We start from the raw sequence: 24,790 nt of genomic DNA, 5'->3' as shown, positions 1-24,790 counted from the left end.
CTAGGGAGTAAGTGCCGGCAAGATGCGGGGAGAACTATTGTTTGCCTTACGTAAATTCACACAAAGAAAAACTGTCTTGGAAAATAACAATTTTCTTTAAAAAAAAATAAAATATTAGTCAAAAATTGTCGTTTACATGGTATCATAAATACAAATATATAACCTTTACATATAAAAGTATGTTGAAATAAATTTGGTCGGTGTATGAACAGGGGGCTTCAAATGAACTACATAATCGGAGGAGTAGGCATTTTAATCTGCCTATTTGCAGCAGGATATTTTATTAGAAGAAAATATTATGGAACAGTGGATGAGCTGGAAAGCTGGAAAATCGATATAATGAATCGGCCTGTGTTGAATGAGCTTTCGAAAGTGAAAAAGCTTAATATGATTGGGCAAACGGAGGAACTCTTTGAAAAATGGAGAGCTGATTGGGATGGTATCGTGACAGATCAGTTGCCGGAACTCGAAGAGCTTTTGTTTGATACAGAAGAGTCGATTGATAAATATAAGTTCAGAAAAGCAAAAGAGCTTCAGAAAAAAATCCGCGTTAAATTGGAGAGCATGGAGAGCAGCATCGAAACAATGCTTGAGGAGCTTAATAATTTAATTGGAAGCGAAGAAAAGAACAGAACTGAAATTGATGCTTTAAAGGAATCCTATCGAGAAAGCAAAAAGACATTGCTAGCACATAGACACTCTTTCGGAGAAACAGAAAGCAAAATAGAAGAAATGCTGCAGGAAACTACTGTAAAGCTAAAAGAGTATGAAGAAAAAACGAATAATGGCGATTATTTGGAAGCAAGGGAAATTATTCATGCAATCGAAAAGCTCACTGGCGATATTCGCTACTTGATTGATAATGTGCCTCCGTTGCTTATTGAGTGCCAAACGAAGCTTCCTGAACAGCTGAATGATTTAAAAGATGGATATGCAGATATGCTGGAACAAGGCTTCATTCTTGAACATATCCAGCTTGAAACAGAAGTGAAGGAAATTGAAGTGGAACTGGAAGAAAGCAACAAGCTGCTTGTAGAAGGAAAGATAGAGCAGGTGCAAAATGTTATTGCAGAAGTACAGGAAAAACTGGATCTTCTGTATGACTTGCTTGAAAAAGAAGTAATTGCAAGAAACTACTGGAACAAAAACTTAGATCCTGCTAAGGCAATCCTTGAAGAAATCAGGGAAGGGAACTCTCGCCTTCAAGTAGAGGTATCCTTGCTGCAGAGAAGCTATAATTTGAATGATGAAGATTTAGAGCTGCAGTTCAAACTCGAGAAACGTCTGAAGCTATTATACAAGCAATATGAGGTGCTTGAGCATAAGCTGTTGACAGAGTCTGCGGCACATACGATTTTAAGTGAGGAACTAAAGGTTCTTAAAGAGCAGCTTGAGAGTGCTTCAAAAGAACAGGAGGACCTCTTTGACAAGCTTCATGCCTTAAGAAAAGATGAAGTAGCTGCACATGAAAAAATGACAGAGCTCACAAAGCAAATGACAAATGCTCTTCGGATGGTTGCGAACAGTAATTTGCCTGGTGTTACAGCAGAATACAATGAGCTTGCAGAAGAGACAAAGGAAGCTATGGCTAAGCTTAAAACCGTATTGCAGGAGGCGCCACTTGATTTGCCGACGGTTCAAAGCATGGTTGAAAATGCAGAGCATGTTACACATGCGCTGGTGAATGCTACGGAAGAACTGGTTGAGACGGTTCTGTTGGCTGAGAAGGTCATCCAATATGGTAATAGATACCGCCGTAAATATCCAAAGGCTGAAAAGTCGCTTGCAGAAGCGGAAATGCTTTTCCGTAAGTATCGTTATAAGGAAGCGTTAGAGCAAGCAGCTGCGGCGGTTGAGGAAATTGAACCTGGCAGTATGAAGCGAATGGAAGCTTTGATTGGCGATTTAAGGGAAAAGCAAATGAAATAGAAAAAAGAAGATAGCCCGAGCAAGGCTATCTTTTTTTTGCAGTGCAATTCAAACTATCTTTTTGTTTTTAACGCATAGCTCTATTATATTTTCAAATAATGTTTACTATGATACCATAAAGTGCTGGAGTTCTTAGTTAGGAGGGGCTTATGATATATTTGGATAATAGTGCGACAACAAAGCCGTTTCCGGAAGTGATTGAATCCTATACAGCAGTTGCAGCAAACTATTTTGGAAATCCTTCTTCTTTGCATCGAATAGGGATGGAAGCAGAGAAGCTTTTGATACAAGCAAGGGCTCAAATTGCCGCGTTGCTAGATGTTAAGGAAAGCGAGATTTATTTTACTTCTGGCGGTACAGAAGGAAACAATATGGCACTAAAAGGGATTTCTCGAAGGTTTAAGTCAAGAGGTCAACATATTATCACAACAAGCATAGAGCATGATTCGATAATGAAGGTAATGGAACAGCTGGAGCAAGACGGTTTCTCCGTAACATACCTTCCTGTTAACGAGGATGGGATTGTATCTGTTGAGGATATTAAAAAACATATACAGAGTGATACAATACTTGTTTCTATCATGCATGTTAATAATGAAACAGGCGCAATCCAACCGATTGAAGCAATCGGAAAGTTATTGAACGAATATCCTAAGATATATTTTCATGTAGATGGTGTTCAGGCAATAGGAAAAACGCCTCTTTCATTAGAAGATTATCATATAGATTTATATACAATGTCCGCACATAAATTTCATGGACTAAAAGGCAATGGTATCCTGTTTGCAAAGGACGGAATTAATATTTCTCCATTGCTTGCCGGCGGAGGACAGGAGCGCAATGTAAGAAGCGGAACGGAAAATGTGGCAGGTGCAGTAGCAACAGCGAAAGCTTTAAGAATGCAGCTTGATAACTACAAAAATCAGTTTGGGAAAATGCTTGAACAGAACAAGTTCATCCGTGATCAGTTAGAAAGCATGGATAATGTTGTTGTCCACTCCCCGGTTAACAGTGTTCCGCATATTATTAATTTCTCAGCAAGTGGTATCAAAGCAGAGGTATTGATTCACGCCCTCGAGGAAAAAGGTATTTTTCTGTCGACTACTAGTGCGTGTTCATCAAAGACAAACACAGTCAGCAAAACATTATTGGCTATGGGAGTACCGGAAAATATCGCAGAAAGTTCTTTTCGAATCAGCTTGGCTTATGATAATGAGTTAAAAGATATTCGGGAAGCAATGTCTGTATTAAAGGAAACTATCAACTGGCTAAGAGGAGTAATGAACAGATGAAGTATGATCGTATATTAATTCGGTATGGAGAGCTTTCTACTAAAGGAAAAAACAGAAAAAAATTCGTTGATAAATTAAGACATTCCATTGCAGATGCTTTAAGCAGTTTTCCTAACATCAAAATTGACGGACAGCGTGACCGTATGTATGTCATTTTAAATGGGACGGAAGCAGAAGCTGTCGTTCATTCATTAAGGAACATCTTTGGAATTCAGTCATTCAGCCCTGCTATTAAGGTCGACCGAGATTTAGACTTGCTGAAAGACACAGCATTAGAGCTTGTATCTTCAATCTATAAGGATGGAAATACGTTTAAAGTGAGTGCGCGAAGATCTGATAAGACCTTTTCCCTAGACACAAATGAACTGAACCATTTTTTTGGTTCTCATATTTTGAAAAATATTCCTGGTATAAAAGTAGATGTCAAAAATCCCGATATTACACTGCAGGTCGAAGTGAGAAGTGAGGCAGTGTATTTGTCGAGTGAAAACTTTGCTGGTGCTGGTGGACTGCCTTCTGGTGCGAGCGGAAAAGCAGTTCTTATGCTATCAGGCGGGTTAGACAGTCCTGTTGCAGGCTACTTGTCTATGAAGAGAGGGCTTGAACTTGAAGGGGTTCACTTCTTTAGTCCTCCATTCACTAGTGAAAGAGCTAAGCAAAAGGTTGTCGATATTGGCAATGTGCTTGCTTCCATGAATGGGCGGTTTGTCCTTCACATTGTACCTTTTACAGAGATACAGCAGTTAATTCATAAACAAATACCAGAAAACTATACAATGACTGCGACAAGAAGGCTAATGCTGCGAATCACAGATGAAATCAGAAGAAGGCAAGAAGCATTAGCAATCATTACAGGGGAAAGTCTCGGTCAAGTTGCCAGCCAGACCCTTGAAAGCATGTATGCGATAAATGCAGTTACAAATACACCGATTATCAGACCATTGGTCGCATCTGATAAAGGAGATATTGTCGACATTGCTAAGTCTATTGGAACATATGACATCTCCATCAGACCTTATGAGGATTGTTGTACAGTATTTGTTCCTGCTTCTCCAAAAACAAAACCGAAAAAAGAGAAGGTGGAGTTTTATGAGAGTTTTGTGGACTTTGAGCCAATGATTAAGGAAGCTGTCGACAAAGTAGAAACAATTATACTAACTGGCAAACAGGAAGAAAACAGTCTGTTAGACAGCTTGTTTTAACAGAAAGTAACCTATTTGCTAGTAGTGGTAATAATGTGAACAATTACCAATTAGAAAAAATGAATGAAGTCCATGTGTATTACACATTCTATTATCAACAAGGAGGTGATACACATGGCAAACAACAACAGCAGCAATAACTTAGTAGTACCTGGTGCAGACCAAGCTCTACAACAAATGAAATATGAAATCGCTTCAGAATTTGGCGTTAACTTAGGTGCAGAAACAACTGCTCGCGCTAACGGTTCTGTTGGTGGTGAAATCACTAAACGTCTAGTTCAAATGGCTGAACAACAACTTGGTGGCGGATACCAACAATAATAAAATAATATGGCGATAGAGATGAGGCCTTTGCCTCATCTCTTTTTGCTTATAAATCACTAATTATCTCCTTAGCGAAAATGAAATATTTTAAAAATGAAAGAGTTAGTAGTATAATGACATAAGTATTTTTAAACCTAATCACTAGGGGGAAATGAAATGGGTCGGGAAGAATTATTGGCTCCGGAAATGTATAACTTCGTTTCCGAGATTGAAAAGTTTGCGCAAAACAAAGAAAGGCTTGCATTGCGCTGGCAAAATGAAAGCGGAGATAAGCAAGAAATTACATACAGCCAACTTATGCAGCAGGCAAATAAGATGGGCAATGTTTTTAAGGAAGCGGGCCTTGTAAAAGGTGATGTTGTATTGGTCATTGTACCAAGACTGATTGAAGCGTACCAAGTATACATAGCTGCACTGAAATTAGGGCTTACAATCCTTCCAAGCTCAGAAATGCTTCGGGCGAAGGATCTGCAATACAGGATTACACACGGTGAAGTGAAAGCTGTCATCAGCTATTATCCATTTTTGGACGAGCTTAACAAAGTAGAAGAGCTCAACAGCCTGAAACGATTTGCTATCGGCAAAGAAGCAGATGGATGGAGATATTTAGATGAAGCAGCAGCAGACGCTTCTGATGAGTTGGAGTTAACGATAACAAAAAAATCAGATACAGCATTTATTTCGTATACGTCTGGAACTACAGGTAATCCAAAAGGTGTTGTACATACACATGGCTGGGCATATGCTCACCTTCGTACAGCTGCGCCAAACTGGCTGTGTATTGAAAGTGGCGACTTAGTTTGGGCTACAGCTGGACCTGGCTGGCAGAAATGGGTTTGGAGTCCGCTTCTTTCCGTATTAGGATCAGGTGCAGTCGGATTTGTTTACCACGGCAAGTTCGATCCTCGCAAATATTTACAGCTGCTCGAAGACTATGAAATCAATGTATTATGCTGTACTCCTACAGAGTATCGCCTGATGGCTAAAGTAGAAGATATCGGTTCATTCAAGCTTCCTAGCTTACGAAGTGCAGTTTCAGCAGGAGAGCCGCTGAACAGAGAAGTAATCGATGTATTCAAAGCTCATTTCAATCTTGATGTACGAGATGGATATGGCCAAACAGAAAATACGCTGCTGTTAGGCATTACAAAAGGAGTTCCACTTCGTCCAGGTTCGATGGGCAAACCAACACCTGGAAATATTGTTGAAGTTGTCGACGAAAATGGTAAACCATGTGCAGTGGGAGAAGTTGGCGATATTGCTGTCCATAAAGACACACCTGCTTTATTTAAAGAGTACTTTAAAGAGCCGGAGCGGACTAGACAGCAGTTCAGAGGCGAATACTATATTACTGGCGACAGAGCGAAAAAGGATGCAGACGGTTATTTCTGGTTTGAAGGCAGAAGTGATGATATCATCATAAGCTCTGGCTATACAATCGGGCCATTTGAAGTCGAAGATGCACTAGTTAAACATACTGCAGTAAAAGAGTGTGCTGTTGTCGCAAGTCCAGACCCTATCAGAGGAAATGTCGTAAAAGCATTTATTGTGCTTCGTGATGGTATCGAAGGGACAGATGAGTTAGTGAAGGAATTGCAGACACATGTTAAGACTATGACTGCGCCTTATAAATATCCGCGTAAGATTGAATTTATCAATGAGCTTCCTAAAACAGCTTCTGGTAAAACAAGAAGAGTGGAACTAAGGGATAATGAACAGAAAAACAATGGATAACCGAAATTTCGGTTTATGAAATACCCTATAAGCAAAGAAGGAATAAGCAGCATGTATGCAAAATATATACATAGCTGCTTATTTGTTTAGGAGGAAAAGAATGGGTACTTTATTTTATGGTGGAACAATATACACAATGAAGCAAGAGGGCGAAATGATAGAGGCTGTATATACAGAAGGACAGCTTATAGTCGATTATGGCGATAAACAGACGCTTGAAAAAAAATATAGAAGCAACATAACGGATCAGGTCCATTTAAAAGGTGCTGCCATGCTGCCGGGCTTTGTGGACAGTCATATGCATCTTATTGGACATGGGGAAAGACTGCTTCGTCTCGACCTGTCCGCATGTATTTCAAAAGAAGCTGCATTGCAGCTTATAACGAAAGCAGGAAAGAAGGCAACAGCAGGTGAATGGATTTTAGGGGGAGGCTGGAATGAGAATATTTGGGATGACAAATCTCCACTCACTAAAGAAGAACTTGATAAAGCAATCCCGAATAATCCAGTTGTTTTGGACAGAATCTGCAAACACGCCATTGCAGTGAATTCAAAGGCATTACAATTAGCAAACGTGACAAATAAGACAGAAGAGCCCTTTGGCGGAGTAATAGAAAGAGATGAAACAGGTGCCATTACTGGGGTATTGAAGGATAAAGCGCAGGAGCTTATTACTAAGGTCATACCTGAGAAAAGTCATGAATATGTTAAAAATGCATTACGTGAAGGCATCAAGGATGCTTACAGACTTGGTTTGACAGGTGCTCATACAGAAGATTTATTTTATTATCACGGTTTTGAGGGAACTCAAACAGCCTTCAAGGAAGTGATAGAAGAAGAGGGGCATCTGTTTAGGGCACATTTGCTTGTACATCATCGTGTTTTTGATGAGATGGTGAAGTCCGGAAATACTTATCAATCTGGGGGAGATTGGGTAGAATTTGGCGCCATGAAAATATTTGCAGATGGCGCATTTGGCGGGAGGACAGCATTTTTAAGCAGACCTTATGCTGATGATCCGTCCACACAAGGTGTCAGCATCTTTACAATGGAGCAGTTAGAGGAGCTAATCAAGAAGGCAAGAGAAAATAATATGCCTGTAGCAGTGCATGCTATTGGGGATGCCGCTTTTGATATGGTTTTACAATTGATTGAGAAGCATCCGTTAAAGGGATACGGCAGAGACAGACTCATTCATGCAACCATGCTGCGTGAAGACTTAATCAACCGTATGAAAGGCCTTCCCCTTATACTAGATATTCAGCCTAGCTTTGTTACATCAGATTTTCCATGGGTGTATGACCGACTTGGCAAGGATAATATGAAATATTGTTATGCATGGAAAACATTGCTCAAAAGCGGACTTCATTGTGCAGGCGGTTCTGATGCACCAATTGAATCCGCTGACCCTCTTGCAGGTATTTATGCTGCCGTGACGAGAACGAATACAGAAGATTTAAGCGGAGCAGGCTATATGCCGGAACAAGCATTATCTGTATATGAAGCAGTAAGCTTGTATACAAAGGGCAGCGCCTATGCTATTTGCCATGAAAAAGACAGAGGCGTAATTGAAAAAGGATACCTTGCAGATTTCACGGTGCTTGATCAAGATTTATTTACAATAGAGCCTAAAGATATCCAGAAAGTACAAGTTGTACAAACTATTATTGCAAGTGAAACTGTATATCAAAAAGAAGAGAGAGATTAAGGAATACTTAATCTCTTTTTCTTTTTTGGAAAATTTCGGGTTGTGCATTATCTGGAATAGAATTATAATATGAAATATTTCGAAAATAGAAAGAAGAGATAAAGATGAAGGATAACCAAATGAAAACGGGAGTGCTGTATGCTGCCATCGCTTACTTAATCTGGGGGTTATTTCCGATTTATTGGAAGAATCTTCAAGGGGTAGGAGCAGACGAAATTCTCGCAAATCGAGTGTTATGGTCTTTTGTATTTATGGTATTGCTAATAACAGTAACAAAGAAATGGAAAAAACTGATTGGAGTGCTTTCCAGTTTCAAAACTAATAAAAAACAAGGCTTGATGCTATTTGTTGCTTCTTTGTTAGTTAGCTGCAATTGGTTTATCTATATTTGGGCAGTTAATGCAGACCAAATTATTGAAACTAGTCTTGGCTATTATATTAATCCTTTAGTCAGCGTATTGCTTGGCATGATTGTGCTGAAGGAAAAATTGACAAAAACTCAGTATGTTTCTGTCGGTTTAGCAGCCATTGGAGTAATAATTTTAACCTTTTCCCATGGAAGCTTTCCATGGATAGCTTTGTCCCTTGCATTCACGTTTGGATTATATGGTTTGGCCAAGAAGCTTATTTCAATTGATTCAAGTATAGGGCTCACATTAGAAACATTGTTTATAACACCAATTGCATTAATGTATATTGCTTATTTATTTGTTAAGGGAGACCATGCTTTTCTGGCAGTTTCACCACAATTGGATTTGTTAGTCATTCTTTCTGGTGTGTTAACAGCAGTTCCGCTCCTATTTTTTGCTAAAGGTGCTCAACGAATACCACTATCCATGCTGGGATTCATCCAATATATGACACCAACTTTGACTCTTATTTTAGGTGTATTTGTTTATGATGAACCATTTACAACAACCCATTTATTATCCTTCCTGTTTATTTGGGCTGCATTATCGATTTATTCTTTATCAAAGACAAAGCTGTTTTCTCATGCAAGCAGTGCAAAAGGCAAAAAAAGCGCAGAAATTTAAGAAGGCATATAGAGTCTCTTGCTAGTTAAGAATGAACTTATTCTTATAAGCAGACTATAAAACAGAAGAATCTTGAAACATTTATTATAGTCATTCGTAGAAAGTAAGGAGAAGGAGGGATACATAAGCAATGAATAAAAAAAGATGGGCGGCACTTGGAATCGCTGGATTCATTTTTGTGTTTTCAATAATCACAAGCTTTGTGTCGACAGCGTTAACTACTGATTTCAGCAGTGTTTTTTCCGATTTGATGGCAAGCAGTGAAGAGGAATTTGCAGAAACTACGTTGGAGAGTGGAGATGAGTTTAATAAAATAGCTGTGCTTGAAGTGGATGGGACGATTCAGGATACTGGAGATACTCAATCAATCCTTTCATCTGCGGGATACAATCACAAAGCCTTTATGAAAAAGCTTGATAAAGTGAAGGATGATTCCGATGTTAAAGGGATAATTCTTAGGGTGAACTCCCCAGGCGGAGGAGTTGTCGAAAGTGCAGAAATCCATGACAAAATCGTCGAAATACAAGAAGAAACTAAAAAGCCTGTATATGTTTCAATGGGATCAATGGCGGCTTCGGGAGGGTATTATATCTCGGCACCTGCTGACAAAATCTACGCCAGCCAGGAAACGATGACAGGATCATTAGGTGTTATTATGTCAGGTTATAATTTCGAAGGACTTGCTGAGAAGTACGGGGTTGAATTTGTGACAATCAAAAGCGGTCCATATAAAGATATCATGAGTTCTACAAGAGAAATGACAGATGAAGAAAGAGATATTCTTCAGACGATGATTAACAATTCCTATGATGGATTTGTAAAGGTTATTTCAGAAGGCAGAGGCATAAAAGAGGATAAAGTCAGAGAGATTGCCGATGGCCGAATTTATGACGGCAGACAGGCGAAGGATTTGAATTTAATAGATGATTTTGGTTACTTGGATGATGTCATTGCTGCGATGAAAGCTGACTATAAGTGGAATGATGCAATGGTTGTGAGCTATAGCGATTCAGGAAGCTTGGCTTCCATGTTTGGCATGTCAGCAAAAAGTTTGCTTAGCGGAGAAGAGCGTGAGTTGGCCAATATTCTTACAATCGCAACTAATGCAAATTCACCGCGGCTTATGTACTTGTATGCAGAATAGGGGGTCGGATAAATGGATATGGATATAACAAACACAGGAACCGATCAACTCACTGGACATGCTGAAGAACAGGCAAGTACGAAAAATGATTTACATCATTATGCTGGTTTTTGGATGCGGTTTTGGGCGTATATTGCTGATATCATTATCATTACTAGCATACACCGGATTATAATTTATCCTATATTTCGCTTAATGGACTTGTCTACGGAAAACACGGGCCTGTTTTCTGCCGTAAATATTCTGACAGCATTCGTTTTCTACCTGTATTTTGTATTGATGACAAAGTATTTTAAGCAGACGTTAGGAAAAATGATTTTCGGTTTGAAGGTAATTCCCTTGAAGAAAGATCAATTAACGTGGGACACCGTTATTTTCCGGGAGTGGATAGGCAGATTTATATCTGCAAGTATTTTTATTCTCTATCTTCTAGTCGCATTTCTGCCAAAGAAACAAGGCTTGCATGATTTATTTGCAGATACTGCTGTTGTACACGAAAGACGTTAGCATATAAGTTCAAGAGAAACCTGCCTTTATGGCAGGTTTATTTTTTTATTCATTAGCAAATAATAGTAAGGCTGAAAGGATGTGCACAGTGTGAGAGTTATATTCATCATCGGCATCATTATTCTATGCCTTCTTCTTTTGTTTTTACTGCTTTTATTGATGAAAATTACTGTAAGGATACGATATTACCATGCAAAAGACAATGATGATCTCTCTATTGAAATTAGAGTGTTTTTTGGTCTGATAAGAATCAAGAAGAAATTCCCGCTGATTAAAGTAGATGATAACTCTCCTTCTCTTGTTGTTAAAGAAGAAACAAAAGTGAAGGTTGGAGAGGATGGACCTGAACAGAAAGGTGATAAGAAGACAAACCAATTTACAGGCGACGATTTACTTAATACCTTTTCCAACACAAAGGAACTGCTTCAGCATGTTGTAGGCTTTCACCGCATTTTCCGCTATTTACTGTCAAAAGTCCGCATAAAGGATATCGAATGGAGCTCCATTATCGGACTGGGAGATGCTGCCCATACAGGGGCGATAGCAGGAGCTGTTTGGGCGGTTAAAGGTGCGATTATTGGTATCATCAGCAATTATATGAAAATGCAAAATATGCCTCATATACATATATATCCGCAATTCCAGCGCAATGCTTCAGAAACTTTATTTAAGTGTATGATTCGATTTCGCTTAGGGCATGCTATGATTGCAGGAATTAAACTAGTGAAATATTGGAAGGGCGGTATGCCTCATTTAAAAGCAAATAATGAAGCGCCGGCCATCCAAAAATAATAATGAATAACGAAAATGGAGGAATAAACATGTCTGATCATCCAATACAAGGCTTAATGACAACTGCAATGGAAAACTTAAAGGAAATGATCGATGTCAATACGATTATCGGAGACCCTGTTGAAACTCCGGACGGCAGTGTAATCCTTACTGTTTCAAAGGTTGGTTTCGGGTTTGCAGCAGGTGGAAGTGAATTTACTCTTGAAGATCATTCTTTGCATGACAATGGTGTAAGCAAACACCCATTTGGCGGCGGAAGCGGCGGCGGAGTTTCTATTACGCCAATAGCATTCTTAATTGTTAATGGCCAAGGAGTAAAAATGGTTCACCTTGACGAAAGCACACACCTATATGAAAAACTATTGGATTTTGCTCCGCAAGCTGTTGATAAAATTCAGCAAATGTTCTCTAAAAACGGAGACAGCCAGTCAGGTTCCGGACAGCAGCAGCAATCTTCCAGCCAAACTGCCAGCAAGAAGGAAGATATTGAATTTTAATAATAGATAATAGGTCTGAAACCACATTTTAAGGCAGTCTTTTTTAGCCTGTGGAATCAGACTATTATTTTTTTAGCAGACATTTTCTTTGCAAATAGACCCGTGTATCGCTATGATAAACACATATACATATTTAAAATTACGGGAAGGGTGACTTTAATGCCTGCAGTAACATTCAAAAACAACCCCGTCACATTAATTGGCAATGAGGTAAAGGTTGGAGACAAGGCTCCTGACTTTAAAGTGTTGGCAAACGACATGACGGAAATTACGCTGGATAGCTCTAAAGGAAAGGTACGCTTATTCAGTGTCATCCCATCCATTGACACGGGTGTATGCGATGCTCAAACGAGACGCTTTAATGAAGAGGCTGCAAAACTTGATAATGTAGAAATAATTACAGTAAGTGCAGACCTTCCCTTCGCTCAAAGAAGATGGTGTGCTGCTGCCGGATTGGAAAATGTCATTACTGTATCAGACCATAAAGATCTTTCCTTCGGCAAAGCGTACGGTGTAGTAATGGAAGAGCTGCGTTTGCTTGCACGAGCTTCTTTTGTTGTGGATTCAAACGACGTTGTTACATATGCCGAATATGTGGAAGAGGCGAGTAATCATCCGAATTATGATGCAGCTATAGAAGCAGTAAAGGCTGCAAAATAATAAGTGATTTGTGAGTAATCGGGAATAACGCAGAAAGTCTCGAAAGAGTTTCGAGGCTTTTTCTGTGCGGGATTAGTAAAAATTAACTTAACATATAGGAAAGATAGGTGAGAGGCATGAAAATAAGTCCTGTCGAACAATTATTTACTATTTTTAATGAAACAGCTACAGTGCTTCAAGAAGAACTGCACTGTACCTATTTAGAAGCGTTAGCTGAAACGGGAGAAAATATCTTCCAGGAAGCAATCTTGCAGGAAGAAATTAGCGAGATTGCAAAGAAAAGACTTGCTAAAAGCTATGAGACCATTTCGCTTTCAGCATTCAGCAAAGAGGATATCCGTAAAAGCTTTCAGTTGGCAATCTTAAAAGGCATGAAAGAAAACACACAGCCTAATCACCAGATGACACCAGATTCAATCGGAATGTTTATTGGTTATCTTGTGCAAAAGTTCTATACAGAAAAAGAACTGCGTCTACTAGACTTGGCTGTAGGCACAGGCAATTTGTTAACATCTGTCATTAACCAACAAGGTGACAAGCAAGCAGAGGCGATTGGGGTAGACATCGATGATTTACTTCTTCAGCTTGCGTATGTCAATGCGAATCTTCAGGAACAGCCAATAGAGTTCTTTAATCAGGACAGTCTTGAGAAATTGTTCATCGATCCAGTGGACATTGTTATAAGTGATCTGCCAGTAGGATACTATCCAAATGATGTTGGTGCAAGTGAGTATGAGCTTAAGGCAGACAGCGGTCATTCTTATGCCCATCATCTTTTTATCGAGCAGTCCATCAATCATTTAAAACCTGGTGGATTTGGATTTTTTATGGTTCCAAATGGATTATTTGAAAGTGAACAGGCACCTAAACTTCATGCTTATTTAAAGGATGCCGTTCATATTCAAGCCATCATGCAGCTTCCATTGACATTATTTAAAAATAAACAGGCAGGAAAAAGCATTTTGATATTGCAGAAAAAAGGAGATACTATAAAGGCACCGAAACAAGTGCTCCTTGCAAGCATTCCAAGCTTCTCTAATATGCAGGCAATGGAAAAAATACTCGGCCAGGTTGAACAATGGCTGACAGAAAACAAGCAGTAAAAAACAGACCGTAACGCCAAAAGTACACGTATACCTGTTCTATAAAAAAACAGCATTTGTACTAATACAGTCTGACACTATTATATAAAAGTTTTTCCTTGTTTTTTGGACAAATTCACGAAAATAACAAAAAAACAAGAAAAAAACAAAGAACTGTATCAATATAACTTGAAATGTTTGTGACACAATGTTTAAATGAGAAATTGAGAGATATTTGTCCAGTAAGGTTATTATATGAAGCTGTTCAATGTCAGATTAGCACAATAAAATGTTGTTATATAAAAGGGGAGTAAAATACTTTATGGCAAAAATTATTGCGATCAACGCAGGAAGTTCTTCACTTAAGTTCCAGCTGTTTGAAATGCCAAGTGAGGACGTAATCACAAAAGGTCTTATTGAACGAATCGGTTTAAATGAGGCAGTATTCAATATTTCCGTTAATGGTGAAAAAATCAAAGAAGTGACAGACATTCCTGATCACGAGGTAGCAGTTACTATTCTTTTGAATAAGTTGACAGAACTTGGAATCATTAAGTCATTAGATGAAATTGAAGGTATCGGACACCGCGTTGTACATGGTGGAGAAGAGTTTGCTGATTCTGCTTTAATTACAGATGAAGTTATGGAGAAGATCGACAAGCTGTCTGAATTGGCTCCACTGCACAATCCAGCTAACTTGACTGGAATCCGTGCATTCCAAAACGTTCTTCCAGATGTGCCGGCTGTTGCTGTATTTGATACTGCTTTCCACCAAACAATGCCTGAAAGCTCTTATCTATACAGTCTTCCTTATGAATACTATGAAAAATACGGTATTCGTAAGTACGGTTTCCATGGAACAAGCCATAAATATGTTTCACAACGCGCTGCAGAAATGCTAGGCCGTCCAATTGACCAGCTTCGTTTGATTTCTTGTCACTTAGGTAACGGAGCAAGTATCGCTGCAATCGAAGGCGGTAAATCAATTGATACTTCTATGGGCTTCACACCGCTTGCTGGTGTAACAATGGGGACTCGTTCAGGTAACATCGACCCTGCCTTGATTCCATATATCATGGAAAAAACAGACCAATCTGCAGATGAAGTACTGCAAGTATTGAACAAAAAAAGCGGATTGCTAGGAATTTCCGGATTCTCAAGTGACCTTCGTGATATTACAGAACAAGCTCAATCTGGAAATGACCGTGCTGAATTGGCATTGACAGTATTTGCTGAGCATATTCATAAATATATTGGTTCTTACGCTTCTGGCATGAACGGTGTAGATGCAATCATCTTCACAGCTGGTATCGGTGAAAACAGTGAAGTTGTTCGTGCACGAGTGTTGAAAGGCCTTGAATTTATGGGAGTTTATTGGGATCAATCACTAAATAAAATTTCTGGTGAGGAATCATTTATTAACTATCCTCACTCACCAGTAAAAGTTATGGTAATCCCAACAAATGAAGAAGTTATGATTGCACGCGACGTTGCAAGAATTGCAAGTGTGTAAGCTGTATTAAAAGGGAAAGACAATCTTTTGTAATTGCAAAAGATTGTCTTTTTTTATGTATGGATACAATGCTAGTGCCTGGCCAAATGATATACTGTAAATACTAAAGGCTTTGGTAACTTGAAAGGAGCTGTATTATGCTGACATTTAGAGAAGAAGAAGTACTTAAGGAGCTATCTGAGTGGGAGAGAGAACTGCTTTCATATGAAAAGAATGATATGGTGAGTTTATATGAAAAGTATGTGAAAAAAAGCATGTCATATATAGAAGAAAGCAAGTGGCAGGATATTTATGCAGTTATTGATAATTCTTTATTTCATGCATATACGATGCTTTTAAGTTCCAGCCTTCACGAAAATGCAAATGAGCGAATGCTGTCAACCGCTAGAATATTTAATGAGAATATTACGGAAATAACGGATATGAAGTCTTTAACAATTGATCAACTCCACTTTATTGGGCAGCAGCAAATGGCGAAACACCGTTTGTATGCCTGTTTTCAAGGCAGTATTACAGGAACTGGCGGTGTTGCAGCGGCAGCTTCTGACTTTTTGGGACTGATGGCAATCAATATAAGATTTTGTCAGCAAATATCTTCCTTGTTTGGTTCACCAGGCAACACTCCTACTGAAATAATGACTGCATTAAAGGTTCTTCATGGTGCATGCCTGCCAAAAAGACTTCAAGGCAAGGCTTGGGCAGAATTAATGGAAGAGCTGGGACGACCGAACAATTATTTTTATGAAGGAACAGAAAACGTTGCAAGTTCGGAAGTGGCAGAGGTCATGTTGCAGCAGACAATGAAAATGTTTTTTATTTTTCTATTTGGTAAAAAGACATATAAGAAAATGCCTTTTGTCAGCATGTTTATCGGTGCGGGGGCCAATTATCAGTATACGAAAAAGATAACAGAATTTATTTATAAGTTTTACCAGCGCCGGTATCTGTATGAAAAGCTGCAAAGTTAAGCAGAAAATAAAGGAGAGGAAGCAGGTTTGAGCATAAATACTCATAATAATAAGAATTATACTCATATTAAGTGCAAAGTAATTACAGTGAGTGATACAAGAACAGAGGCTGATGATAAAAGCGGAAAGACAATAATGGAATTGTTGGAAGCGGCAGGCCATTATACAGCTAATTATGTGATTGTCAAAGATGAAATAAAGGAAATTCAAACAGAACTATTGAAAAATACAGAAGCACAAGCAATTATTTTGAACGGGGGAACGGGGATTTCTCCAAGAGATGTCACAATTGAAGCAGTCGCACCATTGTTAACAAAGGAAATAAGCGGGTTTGGTGAGCTTTTTAGGATGCTTAGCTATACAGAGGATATTGGAGCAGCAGCTATGCTGTCAAGAGCAATTGCCGGGACGGTTGGCGAGCGTGCAGTCTTTGCAATGCCAGGTTCAACAGGAGCTGTAATGCTTGGAATGAAGAAACTTATACTTCCAGAGCTCAGCCATGTCATCAGTGAACTACATAAAAAATAAGGAACATTTGAATAAGATTTTGCATAAAAGGGAGGAGAGCCTCCTTTTTTTTACGGTTTTTTTTTATAACCGGCAATGAAAATACTGATGTGACAACAAATACTTTTAGACGTCCTGAGTGTATGTATAGAGGCATTGTTATAAATATAAATATTTTTGTATTTTTATAGAATAAAAGCTTGAAATTCTCTTAAAAAGTTGCTAAAGTGTTTAGTATAGTTTTTGAATAAAAATATAAATAAATGAATAATTATTCGTATATATAGGAGGAAAACGCTCATGGCGAATCCAAAAGTTGTATTAGCATATTCAGGTGGTTTAGATACATCCGTAGCAATCAAATGGCTACAAGATCAAGGTTTTGATGTAGTTGCTTGCTGTCTTGATGTTGGAGAAGGTAAGGACTTGAAATTTATTCAAGAAAAGGCTCTAACAGTTGGAGCTGTTCAATCATATGTAATTGATGCAAAAGAAGAATTTGCACAGGATTTTGCTTTGATAGCGATGCAGGCACATACATTATATGAAGGAAAATATCCGCTAGTTTCTGCACTTTCAAGACCGTTAATTGCAAAAAAACTTGTTGAAGTGGCAGAAAAAGAAAATGCAGTAGCTGTTGCACACGGATGCACAGGAAAAGGAAATGACCAAGTGCGTTTTGAGGTTTCTATCCAAGCTCTTAACCCGAACTTAAAGGTGTTGGCGCCAGTGCGCGAATGGGGTTGGTCTCGTGAAGAAGAAATCGAATATGCGAAAGAGAAAAATATTCCGATTCCAATTAACTTAGACAGCCCATTCTCTATTGACCAAAACTTATGGGGACGCAGCAATGAGTGCGGAATTTTAGAAGATCCATGGGCGGCACCGCCGGAAGATGCATATGATTTAACAGTAAGTCTAGAAAATGCGCCTGATACGCCGGACATTATCGAAATAGACTTTAAAGAAGGTATTCCAGTCAGCATTGACGGCATTTCATACAAATTGTCTGATTTAATCCTTGAGCTGAATAAATTGGCAGGTAAGCATGGAGTAGGACGTATTGATCATGTAGAAAACCGCCTTGTTGGGATTAAATCACGTGAGGTTTATGAGTGCCCTGGTGCTATTACACTTATCCAAGCACATAAAGAGCTCGAAGACATTACGCTTGTAAAAGAAGTTGCTCACTTCAAGCCAGTTATCGAAAAGAAAATCACGGAAGTTATTTATGAAGGCTTATGGTTCTCTCCAATAACAAATGCTCTTCAGGCATTCCTGAAAGAAACGCAAAAGAATGTGACAGGAACTGTACGTGTTAAGCTATTTAAAGGTCATGCAATCGTTGAAGGAAGAAAATCTCCTAACTCCTTGTATGATGAAAAGCTGGCAACATACACTTCAGATGATGAATTCGATCATGCAGCTGCTGTTGGCTTCATTAAACTATGGGGGCTGCCAACAAAAGTGCAAAGCATTGTGGAAAACAGCAAGAAGGTGACAGTGTGAAGAAATTATGGGGAGGCAGATTTACAAAATCTGCAGAAGAATGGGTAGACGAATTCGGCGCATCCATCTCCTTTGATCAAGAGCTAGTCTTAGAAGACATTGACGGAAGCATTGCCCATGTGGCAATGCTTTCTGAAACAGGAATTCTAAGTGTAGAGGAAGCGGAAAAAATCAAAGCTGGATTGCTTCTATTAAAAGAAAAAGCAAACAAGGAAGAGCTTGAGTTCTCTGTTAAATTGGAAGATATCCATCTTAATCTTGAAAGCCAACTGACAGAACTGGTTGGTCCTGTTGGCGGCAAGCTTCATACTGGAAGAAGCCGTAATGATCAGGTTGCAACAGATATGCATTTGTATTTGCGCAAGCAAGTAAAGAATATCATTGCTCTTTTAGAGGAGCTTCAAGGTGCGTTGCTCGAAAAGGCGGAAGCCAACATCGAAACGATTATGCCTGGGTATACACATTTGCAAAGAGCACAGCCTATATCCTTTGCTCATCATCTGATGGCTTATTTTTGGATGTTTGAACGAGATAAAGCGAGATACAAGGAAAACTTGAACCGCATTAATGTCTCGCCGCTTGGTGCAGGAGCATTAGCAGGGACAACTTTCCCTATCGATCGTTACAGAACTGCTGAACTTTTGGATTTTGAAGGTATTTATGAGAATAGCATGGATGCTGTCAGCGACCGTGATTTTATCTTGGAGTTTTTATCTTCGAGCAGTATCTTAATGATGCATCTATCTAGATTCAGTGAGGAAATCATTCTTTGGTCAAGCCAGGAGTTTAAATTTATTGAACTGGATGACAGCTTCTCAACAGGAAGCAGCATCATGCCGCAGAAGAAAAATCCGGATATGGCAGAACTAATCAGAGGAAAAACAGGCAGAGTCTACGGTAATTTAATGGGATTGCTGACTGTCTTAAAGGGACTTCCTCTTGCTTATAATAAAGACATGCAAGAAGACAAAGAAGGAATGTTTGATACTGTCAAAACAGTAGCAGGTTCTTTGAAGATTTTTGCTGGCATGGTTCAGACGATGAAGGTTCAGACAAATGCAATGGAGCAAGCAACAAAAAATGACTTTTCTAATGCAACAGAACTGGCCGACTATTTATCAGACAAAGGCATGCCGTTTAGAGAAGCACATGAGGTTGTAGGCAAATTAGTGCTGCACTGTGTGCAGAAACAATGCTTTTTGGCAGATTTGCCGCTGGATGAACTTCAAGCTGCAAGCCCGCTGTTTGAAGGAGATATTTACGAGGTGCTCAATCCAAGAACGGCTGTACAAAGAAGAAACAGTGCAGGCGGAACTGGATTCCAGCAAGTCGAACAAGCTATTAAAAAAGCAAAAACATGCCTTGATTCTTTTGCGAAGGCATAATTTAAGAGAGGCATCCGTTGGGATGCCTCTCTCTTTCTTATATTCCATTTCTTACAATAAGCACATCACATGGCGCATTGCGGGCAATTCCCTCAGAAACACTGCCGATAATAAAACGTTCCACTGTATTCAAACCAGTAGCGCCGCAAATAATCAAATCGGCATCATATTTCTCGGCAATATCCCTTGGAATAACAGCTCTTGGTGATCCGAATTCAATTGCTTTCTCCACATTTTCTACACCGCCTTGGGCTGCCTTCCTTGTATACTTTTCCATTATTTCTTTGGCAAATTCGTCTGCTTTCGAAGCAACAGATTGATCAAATGCTGCAACTGTAGCGAAAGAACGTGTGTCAATAACATGTGCTAAAATAAGCTTTGCATTATTTTCTGCTGCAATAGATACAGCCTTTTCAAAGGCTTTTTCTCCTTGCTCCGAACCGTCGACAGCAACAATGATTTTCTTATACGTTAACCCCATATTAACACCCTCCTATTTCTTCTATTTAATTATATACCCTCCTATTGCATAACATTAACTTTAATAAGCAAAAATAAAAAAGCATTTCAAAACAGGAGGGGACAGCCATCATGAGGGAAATAAAGGGAAACCCGAACTTTGATTATGATGAAAATGGTCATTTGGAAGTTACGGCACAAGTGATGGACGCCTATAATGACGGCGCCATTGACAGCTTGATTATCCGCAGCCAAGAAGAGAAATAAGCAAAAAAACTGACTCAAAACTCCGTTAAACGGTCATTTGAGTCAGCCCCTTCTTCATTCATTATGAAATTACTTGAAGCTCTTTCGGAAACTTCGTCAGGATTTCCACGCCATCTTTCGTTACATACACATCATCTTCGATTCGCACACCAGCTACATTTGGCACATATATACCTGGCTCAATTGTATAAACCATACCCTCTTTTAATGTAAGTGGATTTGTTGATGTGAGGGATGGGAACTCATGAACACTTATACCAAGACCATGTCCAAGGCGATGTGGAAAATACTCTCCATAACCAGCGTCCTTAATCACATTTCGTGCTGCCATGTCCACATCCATACATTTAGCTCCAGGAACAGATGCATCAAGAGCAGCGAGCTGGGCTTTCAATACTGTGTCATATATCTTTTGCTGTTCATCATTTATATCCCCGAAAGCTACCGTTCTTGTAATATCGGAACAATAGCCATCCACAACAACGCCTAAATCAAACAGAACTAAATCTCCCTTTTTGATTTTTGTATTCCCTGGAGTGCCGTGTGGTGACGCACCGTTTTTGCCTGTTAGCACCATTGTGGAGAAGGACATTTTGCCGATGCCTTTTTTCTTCAATTCATACTCAATGGCAGCCAAAATTTCCATTTCTGTTTTGCCTTCTGTAATCTCGCTGCAGCCAACCTCAATCGCATAATCTGCCCACTTGCAAGCTTCGCGGATTTTGGAAAGCTCATGCTCTGATTTGACCATTCTCACTTCATTCAGCTTTTCCTCTGCAGGCAAGTATTTCTCAATGGCAGGGAAATATTGCTGTAATGCTTCATATCTAGAAATATTCATATGTTCTTTTTCAACAGCAATTCGTTTTGCTGCTGATTTTTTGCTGACTTTTTCCTGAATTGTTTCCCATGGATTATCCGTGTCACTATAACCGATTATGTCATACTTCCAGCCTGCATTTCTTGCATCATTTTGCTCCATTGCAGGACATACAAGAATCGGTTCTTCTTTTGGGAAAAGTATCAGTGCCAGTAGTCTTTCATGTGGATCACTGTAAAATCCGCTCAAGTAAAAAATATTATCTGTTGATGTCAAGAAGGTGAAATCGATTGCCTCTTGTTCCATCCATGTTGATAGTTCCTTTAATTGCTTCTCCAAGGAATAATTCCTCCTTTAATAAAGTTAAACATTATCTTAATATATGTTATCGCTTCTTAAGATTATCAACAACTCCATTGCTTGTAAACCTTTAGTAATGCGAAATATTCAAGAAGAATGACTTTTTTTAAACTTGTCCGCATAGAATGGTTATAAGTGAAAAAAGGAGGAAAAATATGAAGAAGAATCGGTATTTATTATGCATTCTGTTATGTGGTGTTCTTTTATATTATGGTGTACCAAGGCTTGCTCCGTATGATGCTGGCTTGGCAGGAATCTTTTCTGTTACTTGGCTCGCATTTGCCATCTTTGTGCTTGCAGGAAACTTAACTGCATTGCTGTATACGCCAAAAGCAAAACAACAGAACAGTAAAAAAACACTTCAGCAGCTGCAAAAGAAAAGAAAAATCCGTTACTATCAATAAAATACTTAAGCTTGTCAAAGCTTCTCAATCACAGGTGAGTCCATTCGCATAATTGGGCAACATTGGTGGATAATGAAGAAGGGATTTGGCAAGCTTCTTTTTTTGCTTCTAATTCTATAACAGATATATGAATTATTTGTAACAATTCTTTCGTTACTTTCTTTTTTCTTTGTCATACAAGTATTAAATAACTAAATGGTCAAAACTGTACTAATAATTAAGACGATAAAAATTTCACTGTTATATACATATTGGATTGAATCGAACGAGTGGACATTCTATAATAAAAGAGAAGACAACCGAAAGAGCTAAACTCACTAAACTTACCCGTTTTCATTAGGTTTATGAGTTGACTACATAGAGAATGAAACCCAAAAGGAGGGTGAACAGTGGCAACAAAACATGAACAGATTCTGAATTATATCGACGAACTGCCCGTTGGAGAAAAAATTTCCGTCAGGCAAATCGCAAAGGCGCTGAGCGTAAGCGAAGGAACAGCCTATCGTGCTATTAAGGAGGCTGAGAATAAAGGGTATGTCAGCACGATTGAACGGGTTGGAACGATAAGGATTGAAAGAAAAAAGAAAGAAAATATTGAAAAGCTGACATTTGCTGAGGTAGTAAATATTGTAGATGGACAAGTTCTTGGCGGAAGGGATGGACTTCATAAAACCCTAAACCGATTTGTCATTGGAGCGATGAAACTAGATGCAATGATGCGCTATACAGGTGCAGGCAATTTAATGATCATTGGGAACAGAATAAAGGCTCAGGAGCATGTATTAAGAGCAGGTGCGGCTGTTTTAATTACCGGTGGATTTGATACAGAGGAACATGTGAAGCGGCTTGCTGATGAGCTGCAGCTTCCGATTATTTTAACAAGCTATGATTCCTTTACTGTTGCTACCATGATCAACAGGGCAATCTATGATCAGTTGATTAAAAAGGAAATAGTGCTTGTAGAGGATGTTCTGACTCCTTTGGAAGAGACGATTTATTTAAAGACAGATGATCCTGTTTCCATGTGGCAGAAATATAATGAAGAGACAATGCATGGCAGGTTTCCAGTTGTTGATGCCAACATGAAAGTACAAGGCATGGTTACTTCGAAAGATATTATCGGTAAACAAAAGGAAATATCAGTTGAAAAGATTATGACGAAAAGCCCTGTTACAGTCGGCGGCAAAACAAGTGTAGCCTCTTGCTCCCACATTATGGTTTGGGAAGGGATTGAGCTGCTTCCAGTAGTTGATGAAGCAAATAGGCTCCAGGGAATCATAAGCAGACAGGATGTCTTAAAAGCGCTGCAGATGAATCAGAGACAGCCGCAGATTGGCGAAACAATTGATGATATCATTACAAAACAAATCAATGTTTCTAAAGGCAAACCGAAGTCAGAAAATTCCTTTACTTGCGAAGTTACCCCGCAGATGACAAATCACTTAGGAACCATTTCTTATGGAGTGTTCACCACCATTGTTGCAGAAGCTGCAAACCGAGTGCTGAGAGGGCATAAAAAAGGCGATTTAGTGGTGGAAAACTTAACAATCTATTTTATAAAACCAGTTCAGATTGACAGCACCATTGAAATAGTCCCGAAAATCCTGGAAGTTGGCCGGAAATTTGGGAAAGTCGATGTAGAAGTGTTCAATCAAGGCGTGCTTGTCGGCAAGGCTATGATGATGTGCCAGTTAATTGACAGACACTAGAAAGGAGAGAAATAGAAGATGAAACAAAGCATATTAGATGCAATTAAACAATTTGAAACCATTATAATCCACAGGCATGTCCGTCCAGATCCAGATGCATATGGATCTCAAGGAGGCTTGGCTGAAATCATCAAAACATCTTTCCCTGCCAAAAAAGTTTATACAGTAGGGAAGGAAGAAGAATCGCTTCATTTTTTACGAAGACTTGATGTAATTGAGGACAGCATGTATGAGAATGCTTTAGTTATTGTTTGCGATACTGCCAATCAAGAAAGAGTATGTGATAGTAGATATACAAAAGGGCGTATGCTGATAAAAATTGACCATCATCCTAATGACGATCCATACGGGGATATTGTTTGGGTCGATACTTCGGCAAGCTCTGTAAGCGAAATGATTTATGAATTTTATTTATTTGGCAAAGATCAAGGCTTGAAGCTGAACGATGAAGGAGCAAGACTGCTTTATGCCGGCATTGTCGGAGATACAGGCAGGTTTTTATATCCAAGCACAACAGAAAAAACCTTCAGCTATGCAGGAGAATTAATAAATTACAACTTCACACGGCCTGACATGTACAATCAAATGTATGAGCTTGAACCAAATATCGTTAAATTAAATGGATATGTGCTGCAGAATTTTACGATGCTTCCAAGCGGAGCAGCATATATGAAGCTTGATAAGGAGGTATTAAGCCGTTTTGAGGCTGTTCCTTCGCAAGCTTCGTTACTTGTCGGCGAACTGGGAAGCGTAAAGGGTATTACAGCATGGGTGTTCTTTATTGAAGAAGACGATCAAATCAGGGTCAGATTCCGCTCTAAAGGTCCTATTATTAATGTCCTTGCGAAAAAGTACAATGGGGGCGGTCATCCCCTCGCATCTGGAGCGAGTATATTTAGCTGGGATGTTGCACAAGACGTTATCCGTGATTTAGATGAGCTTTGTAAATAAAAAATAAAAACCCAAGAATTATTTCTTGGGTTT

At 39.1% G+C, this 24,790-nt stretch carries 24 protein-coding genes; 22 read left to right on the top strand and 2 right to left on the bottom strand.

Going from position 1 to position 24,790, the window contains the following annotated elements:
- The first annotated feature begins 222 nt into the window (after nt 1-222).
- The 18 genes from ezrA (at nt 223) to argH (ending at nt 19,787) form a co-directional block, all read left to right on the top strand.
- A complete protein-coding gene (ezrA, locus tag L8T27_RS14895; protein WP_233317401.1) occupies nt 223-1,929 on the top strand; it encodes a septation ring formation regulator EzrA in 1,707 nt (568 codons plus the stop codon).
- A gap of 149 nt (nt 1,930-2,078) precedes the next feature.
- Nucleotides 2,079-3,221, top strand: a complete 1,143-nt coding sequence (locus tag L8T27_RS14890; protein ID WP_237941803.1) for a cysteine desulfurase family protein — start codon at nt 2,079-2,081, stop codon at nt 3,219-3,221.
- The gene (thiI, locus tag L8T27_RS14885) at nt 3,218-4,423 is read left to right on the top strand and encodes a tRNA uracil 4-sulfurtransferase ThiI (protein WP_233317403.1); all 1,206 of its coding nucleotides are present in this window, start codon (nt 3,218-3,220) and stop codon (nt 4,421-4,423) included. Before L8T27_RS14890 ends, thiI begins: the two co-directional genes overlap by 4 nt.
- Nucleotides 4,424-4,537: 114 nt before the next feature.
- A complete protein-coding gene (locus L8T27_RS14880; RefSeq protein WP_233317404.1) occupies nt 4,538-4,744 on the top strand; it encodes an alpha/beta-type small acid-soluble spore protein in 207 nt (68 codons plus the stop codon).
- 159 nt (nt 4,745-4,903) lie between these two features.
- Nucleotides 4,904-6,481, top strand: coding sequence for an acyl-CoA synthetase MbcS (gene mbcS / locus L8T27_RS14875; RefSeq protein ID WP_237941802.1), 1,578 nt, complete (start codon nt 4,904-4,906; stop codon nt 6,479-6,481).
- A 100-nt stretch (nt 6,482-6,581) separates the two neighbouring features.
- On the top strand, nt 6,582-8,189 hold the full coding sequence (locus L8T27_RS14870; RefSeq protein ID WP_237941801.1) for an amidohydrolase: 1,608 nt from the start codon (nt 6,582-6,584) through the stop codon (nt 8,187-8,189).
- Nucleotides 8,190-8,293: 104 nt separating this feature from the next.
- Nucleotides 8,294-9,223: an EamA family transporter RarD gene (gene rarD, locus L8T27_RS14865; protein WP_233317407.1), complete on the top strand. Its 930-nt coding sequence runs from the start codon at nt 8,294-8,296 to the stop codon at nt 9,221-9,223.
- Nucleotides 9,224-9,353: 130 nt separating this feature from the next.
- On the top strand, nt 9,354-10,367 hold the full coding sequence (gene sppA, locus L8T27_RS14860; protein ID WP_237941800.1) for a signal peptide peptidase SppA: 1,014 nt from the start codon (nt 9,354-9,356) through the stop codon (nt 10,365-10,367).
- An 18-nt stretch (nt 10,368-10,385) separates the two neighbouring features.
- Nucleotides 10,386-10,874: an RDD family protein gene (locus L8T27_RS14855; RefSeq protein ID WP_233317559.1), complete on the top strand. Its 489-nt coding sequence runs from the start codon at nt 10,386-10,388 to the stop codon at nt 10,872-10,874.
- Nucleotides 10,875-10,964: 90 nt separating this feature from the next.
- Complete coding sequence (locus L8T27_RS14850) at nt 10,965-11,666, top strand: DUF2953 domain-containing protein (RefSeq protein ID WP_233317409.1); 702 nt, start codon at nt 10,965-10,967, stop codon at nt 11,664-11,666.
- 29 nt (nt 11,667-11,695) lie between these two features.
- Entirely contained in the window at nt 11,696-12,163 is a 468-nt protein-coding gene (ytfJ, locus tag L8T27_RS14845) for a GerW family sporulation protein (RefSeq protein ID WP_233317410.1), read from the top strand.
- A 159-nt stretch (nt 12,164-12,322) separates the two neighbouring features.
- Nucleotides 12,323-12,823, top strand: a complete 501-nt coding sequence (tpx, locus tag L8T27_RS14840; protein ID WP_237941799.1) for a thiol peroxidase — start codon at nt 12,323-12,325, stop codon at nt 12,821-12,823.
- A gap of 116 nt (nt 12,824-12,939) precedes the next feature.
- The gene (locus tag L8T27_RS14835) at nt 12,940-13,926 is read left to right on the top strand and encodes a class I SAM-dependent methyltransferase (RefSeq protein WP_233317412.1); all 987 of its coding nucleotides are present in this window, start codon (nt 12,940-12,942) and stop codon (nt 13,924-13,926) included.
- A 301-nt stretch (nt 13,927-14,227) separates the two neighbouring features.
- Complete coding sequence (locus tag L8T27_RS14830) at nt 14,228-15,418, top strand: acetate kinase (protein WP_233317413.1); 1,191 nt, start codon at nt 14,228-14,230, stop codon at nt 15,416-15,418.
- A gap of 137 nt (nt 15,419-15,555) precedes the next feature.
- Nucleotides 15,556-16,386 carry an EcsC family protein gene (locus tag L8T27_RS14825; RefSeq protein ID WP_233317414.1) on the top strand — a complete coding sequence of 277 codons (831 nt, stop codon included), beginning with the start codon at nt 15,556-15,558 and terminating at the stop codon, nt 16,384-16,386.
- 27 nt (nt 16,387-16,413) lie between these two features.
- Nucleotides 16,414-16,914 carry a MogA/MoaB family molybdenum cofactor biosynthesis protein gene (locus tag L8T27_RS14820; protein WP_237941798.1) on the top strand — a complete coding sequence of 167 codons (501 nt, stop codon included), beginning with the start codon at nt 16,414-16,416 and terminating at the stop codon, nt 16,912-16,914.
- A gap of 279 nt (nt 16,915-17,193) precedes the next feature.
- A complete protein-coding gene (locus tag L8T27_RS14815; protein WP_233317416.1) occupies nt 17,194-18,402 on the top strand; it encodes an argininosuccinate synthase in 1,209 nt (402 codons plus the stop codon).
- On the top strand, nt 18,399-19,787 hold the full coding sequence (gene argH, locus L8T27_RS14810) for an argininosuccinate lyase (protein WP_233317417.1): 1,389 nt from the start codon (nt 18,399-18,401) through the stop codon (nt 19,785-19,787). Before L8T27_RS14815 ends, argH begins: the two co-directional genes overlap by 4 nt.
- A gap of 37 nt (nt 19,788-19,824) precedes the next feature.
- On the opposite strand, the gene L8T27_RS14805 is transcribed toward argH, so the two are convergent.
- Complete coding sequence (locus tag L8T27_RS14805) at nt 19,825-20,268, bottom strand: universal stress protein (protein ID WP_233317418.1); 444 nt, start codon at nt 20,266-20,268, stop codon at nt 19,825-19,827.
- Between the two features lie 110 nt (nt 20,269-20,378).
- On the opposite strand from L8T27_RS14805, the gene L8T27_RS28720 reads away from it, so the two are divergent.
- Nucleotides 20,379-20,513 carry a hypothetical protein gene (locus L8T27_RS28720; RefSeq protein WP_267913463.1) on the top strand — a complete coding sequence of 45 codons (135 nt, stop codon included), beginning with the start codon at nt 20,379-20,381 and terminating at the stop codon, nt 20,511-20,513.
- A gap of 61 nt (nt 20,514-20,574) precedes the next feature.
- On the opposite strand, the gene L8T27_RS14800 is transcribed toward L8T27_RS28720, so the two are convergent.
- Nucleotides 20,575-21,672, bottom strand: coding sequence for a M24 family metallopeptidase (locus L8T27_RS14800; RefSeq protein WP_237941797.1), 1,098 nt, complete (start codon nt 21,670-21,672; stop codon nt 20,575-20,577).
- A gap of 176 nt (nt 21,673-21,848) precedes the next feature.
- On the opposite strand from L8T27_RS14800, the gene L8T27_RS14795 reads away from it, so the two are divergent.
- From L8T27_RS14795 to L8T27_RS14785, 3 genes are all read left to right on the top strand, one after another.
- Entirely contained in the window at nt 21,849-22,097 is a 249-nt protein-coding gene (locus tag L8T27_RS14795; RefSeq protein WP_233317420.1) for a hypothetical protein, read from the top strand.
- 389 nt (nt 22,098-22,486) lie between these two features.
- The gene (locus tag L8T27_RS14790) at nt 22,487-23,806 is read left to right on the top strand and encodes a DRTGG domain-containing protein (RefSeq protein ID WP_233317421.1); all 1,320 of its coding nucleotides are present in this window, start codon (nt 22,487-22,489) and stop codon (nt 23,804-23,806) included.
- A gap of 18 nt (nt 23,807-23,824) precedes the next feature.
- Nucleotides 23,825-24,757 carry a DHH family phosphoesterase gene (locus L8T27_RS14785; protein WP_233317422.1) on the top strand — a complete coding sequence of 311 codons (933 nt, stop codon included), beginning with the start codon at nt 23,825-23,827 and terminating at the stop codon, nt 24,755-24,757.
- Nucleotides 24,758-24,790 lie beyond the last annotated feature (33 nt).

The organism is Niallia sp. Man26 (genome assembly GCF_022049065.2).
Lineage (GTDB): Bacteria > Bacillota > Bacilli > Bacillales > Cytobacillaceae > Niallia.
Note: the sequence above shows the minus strand (reverse complement) of the source record. Positions and strands in the feature narration are given on the sequence as shown.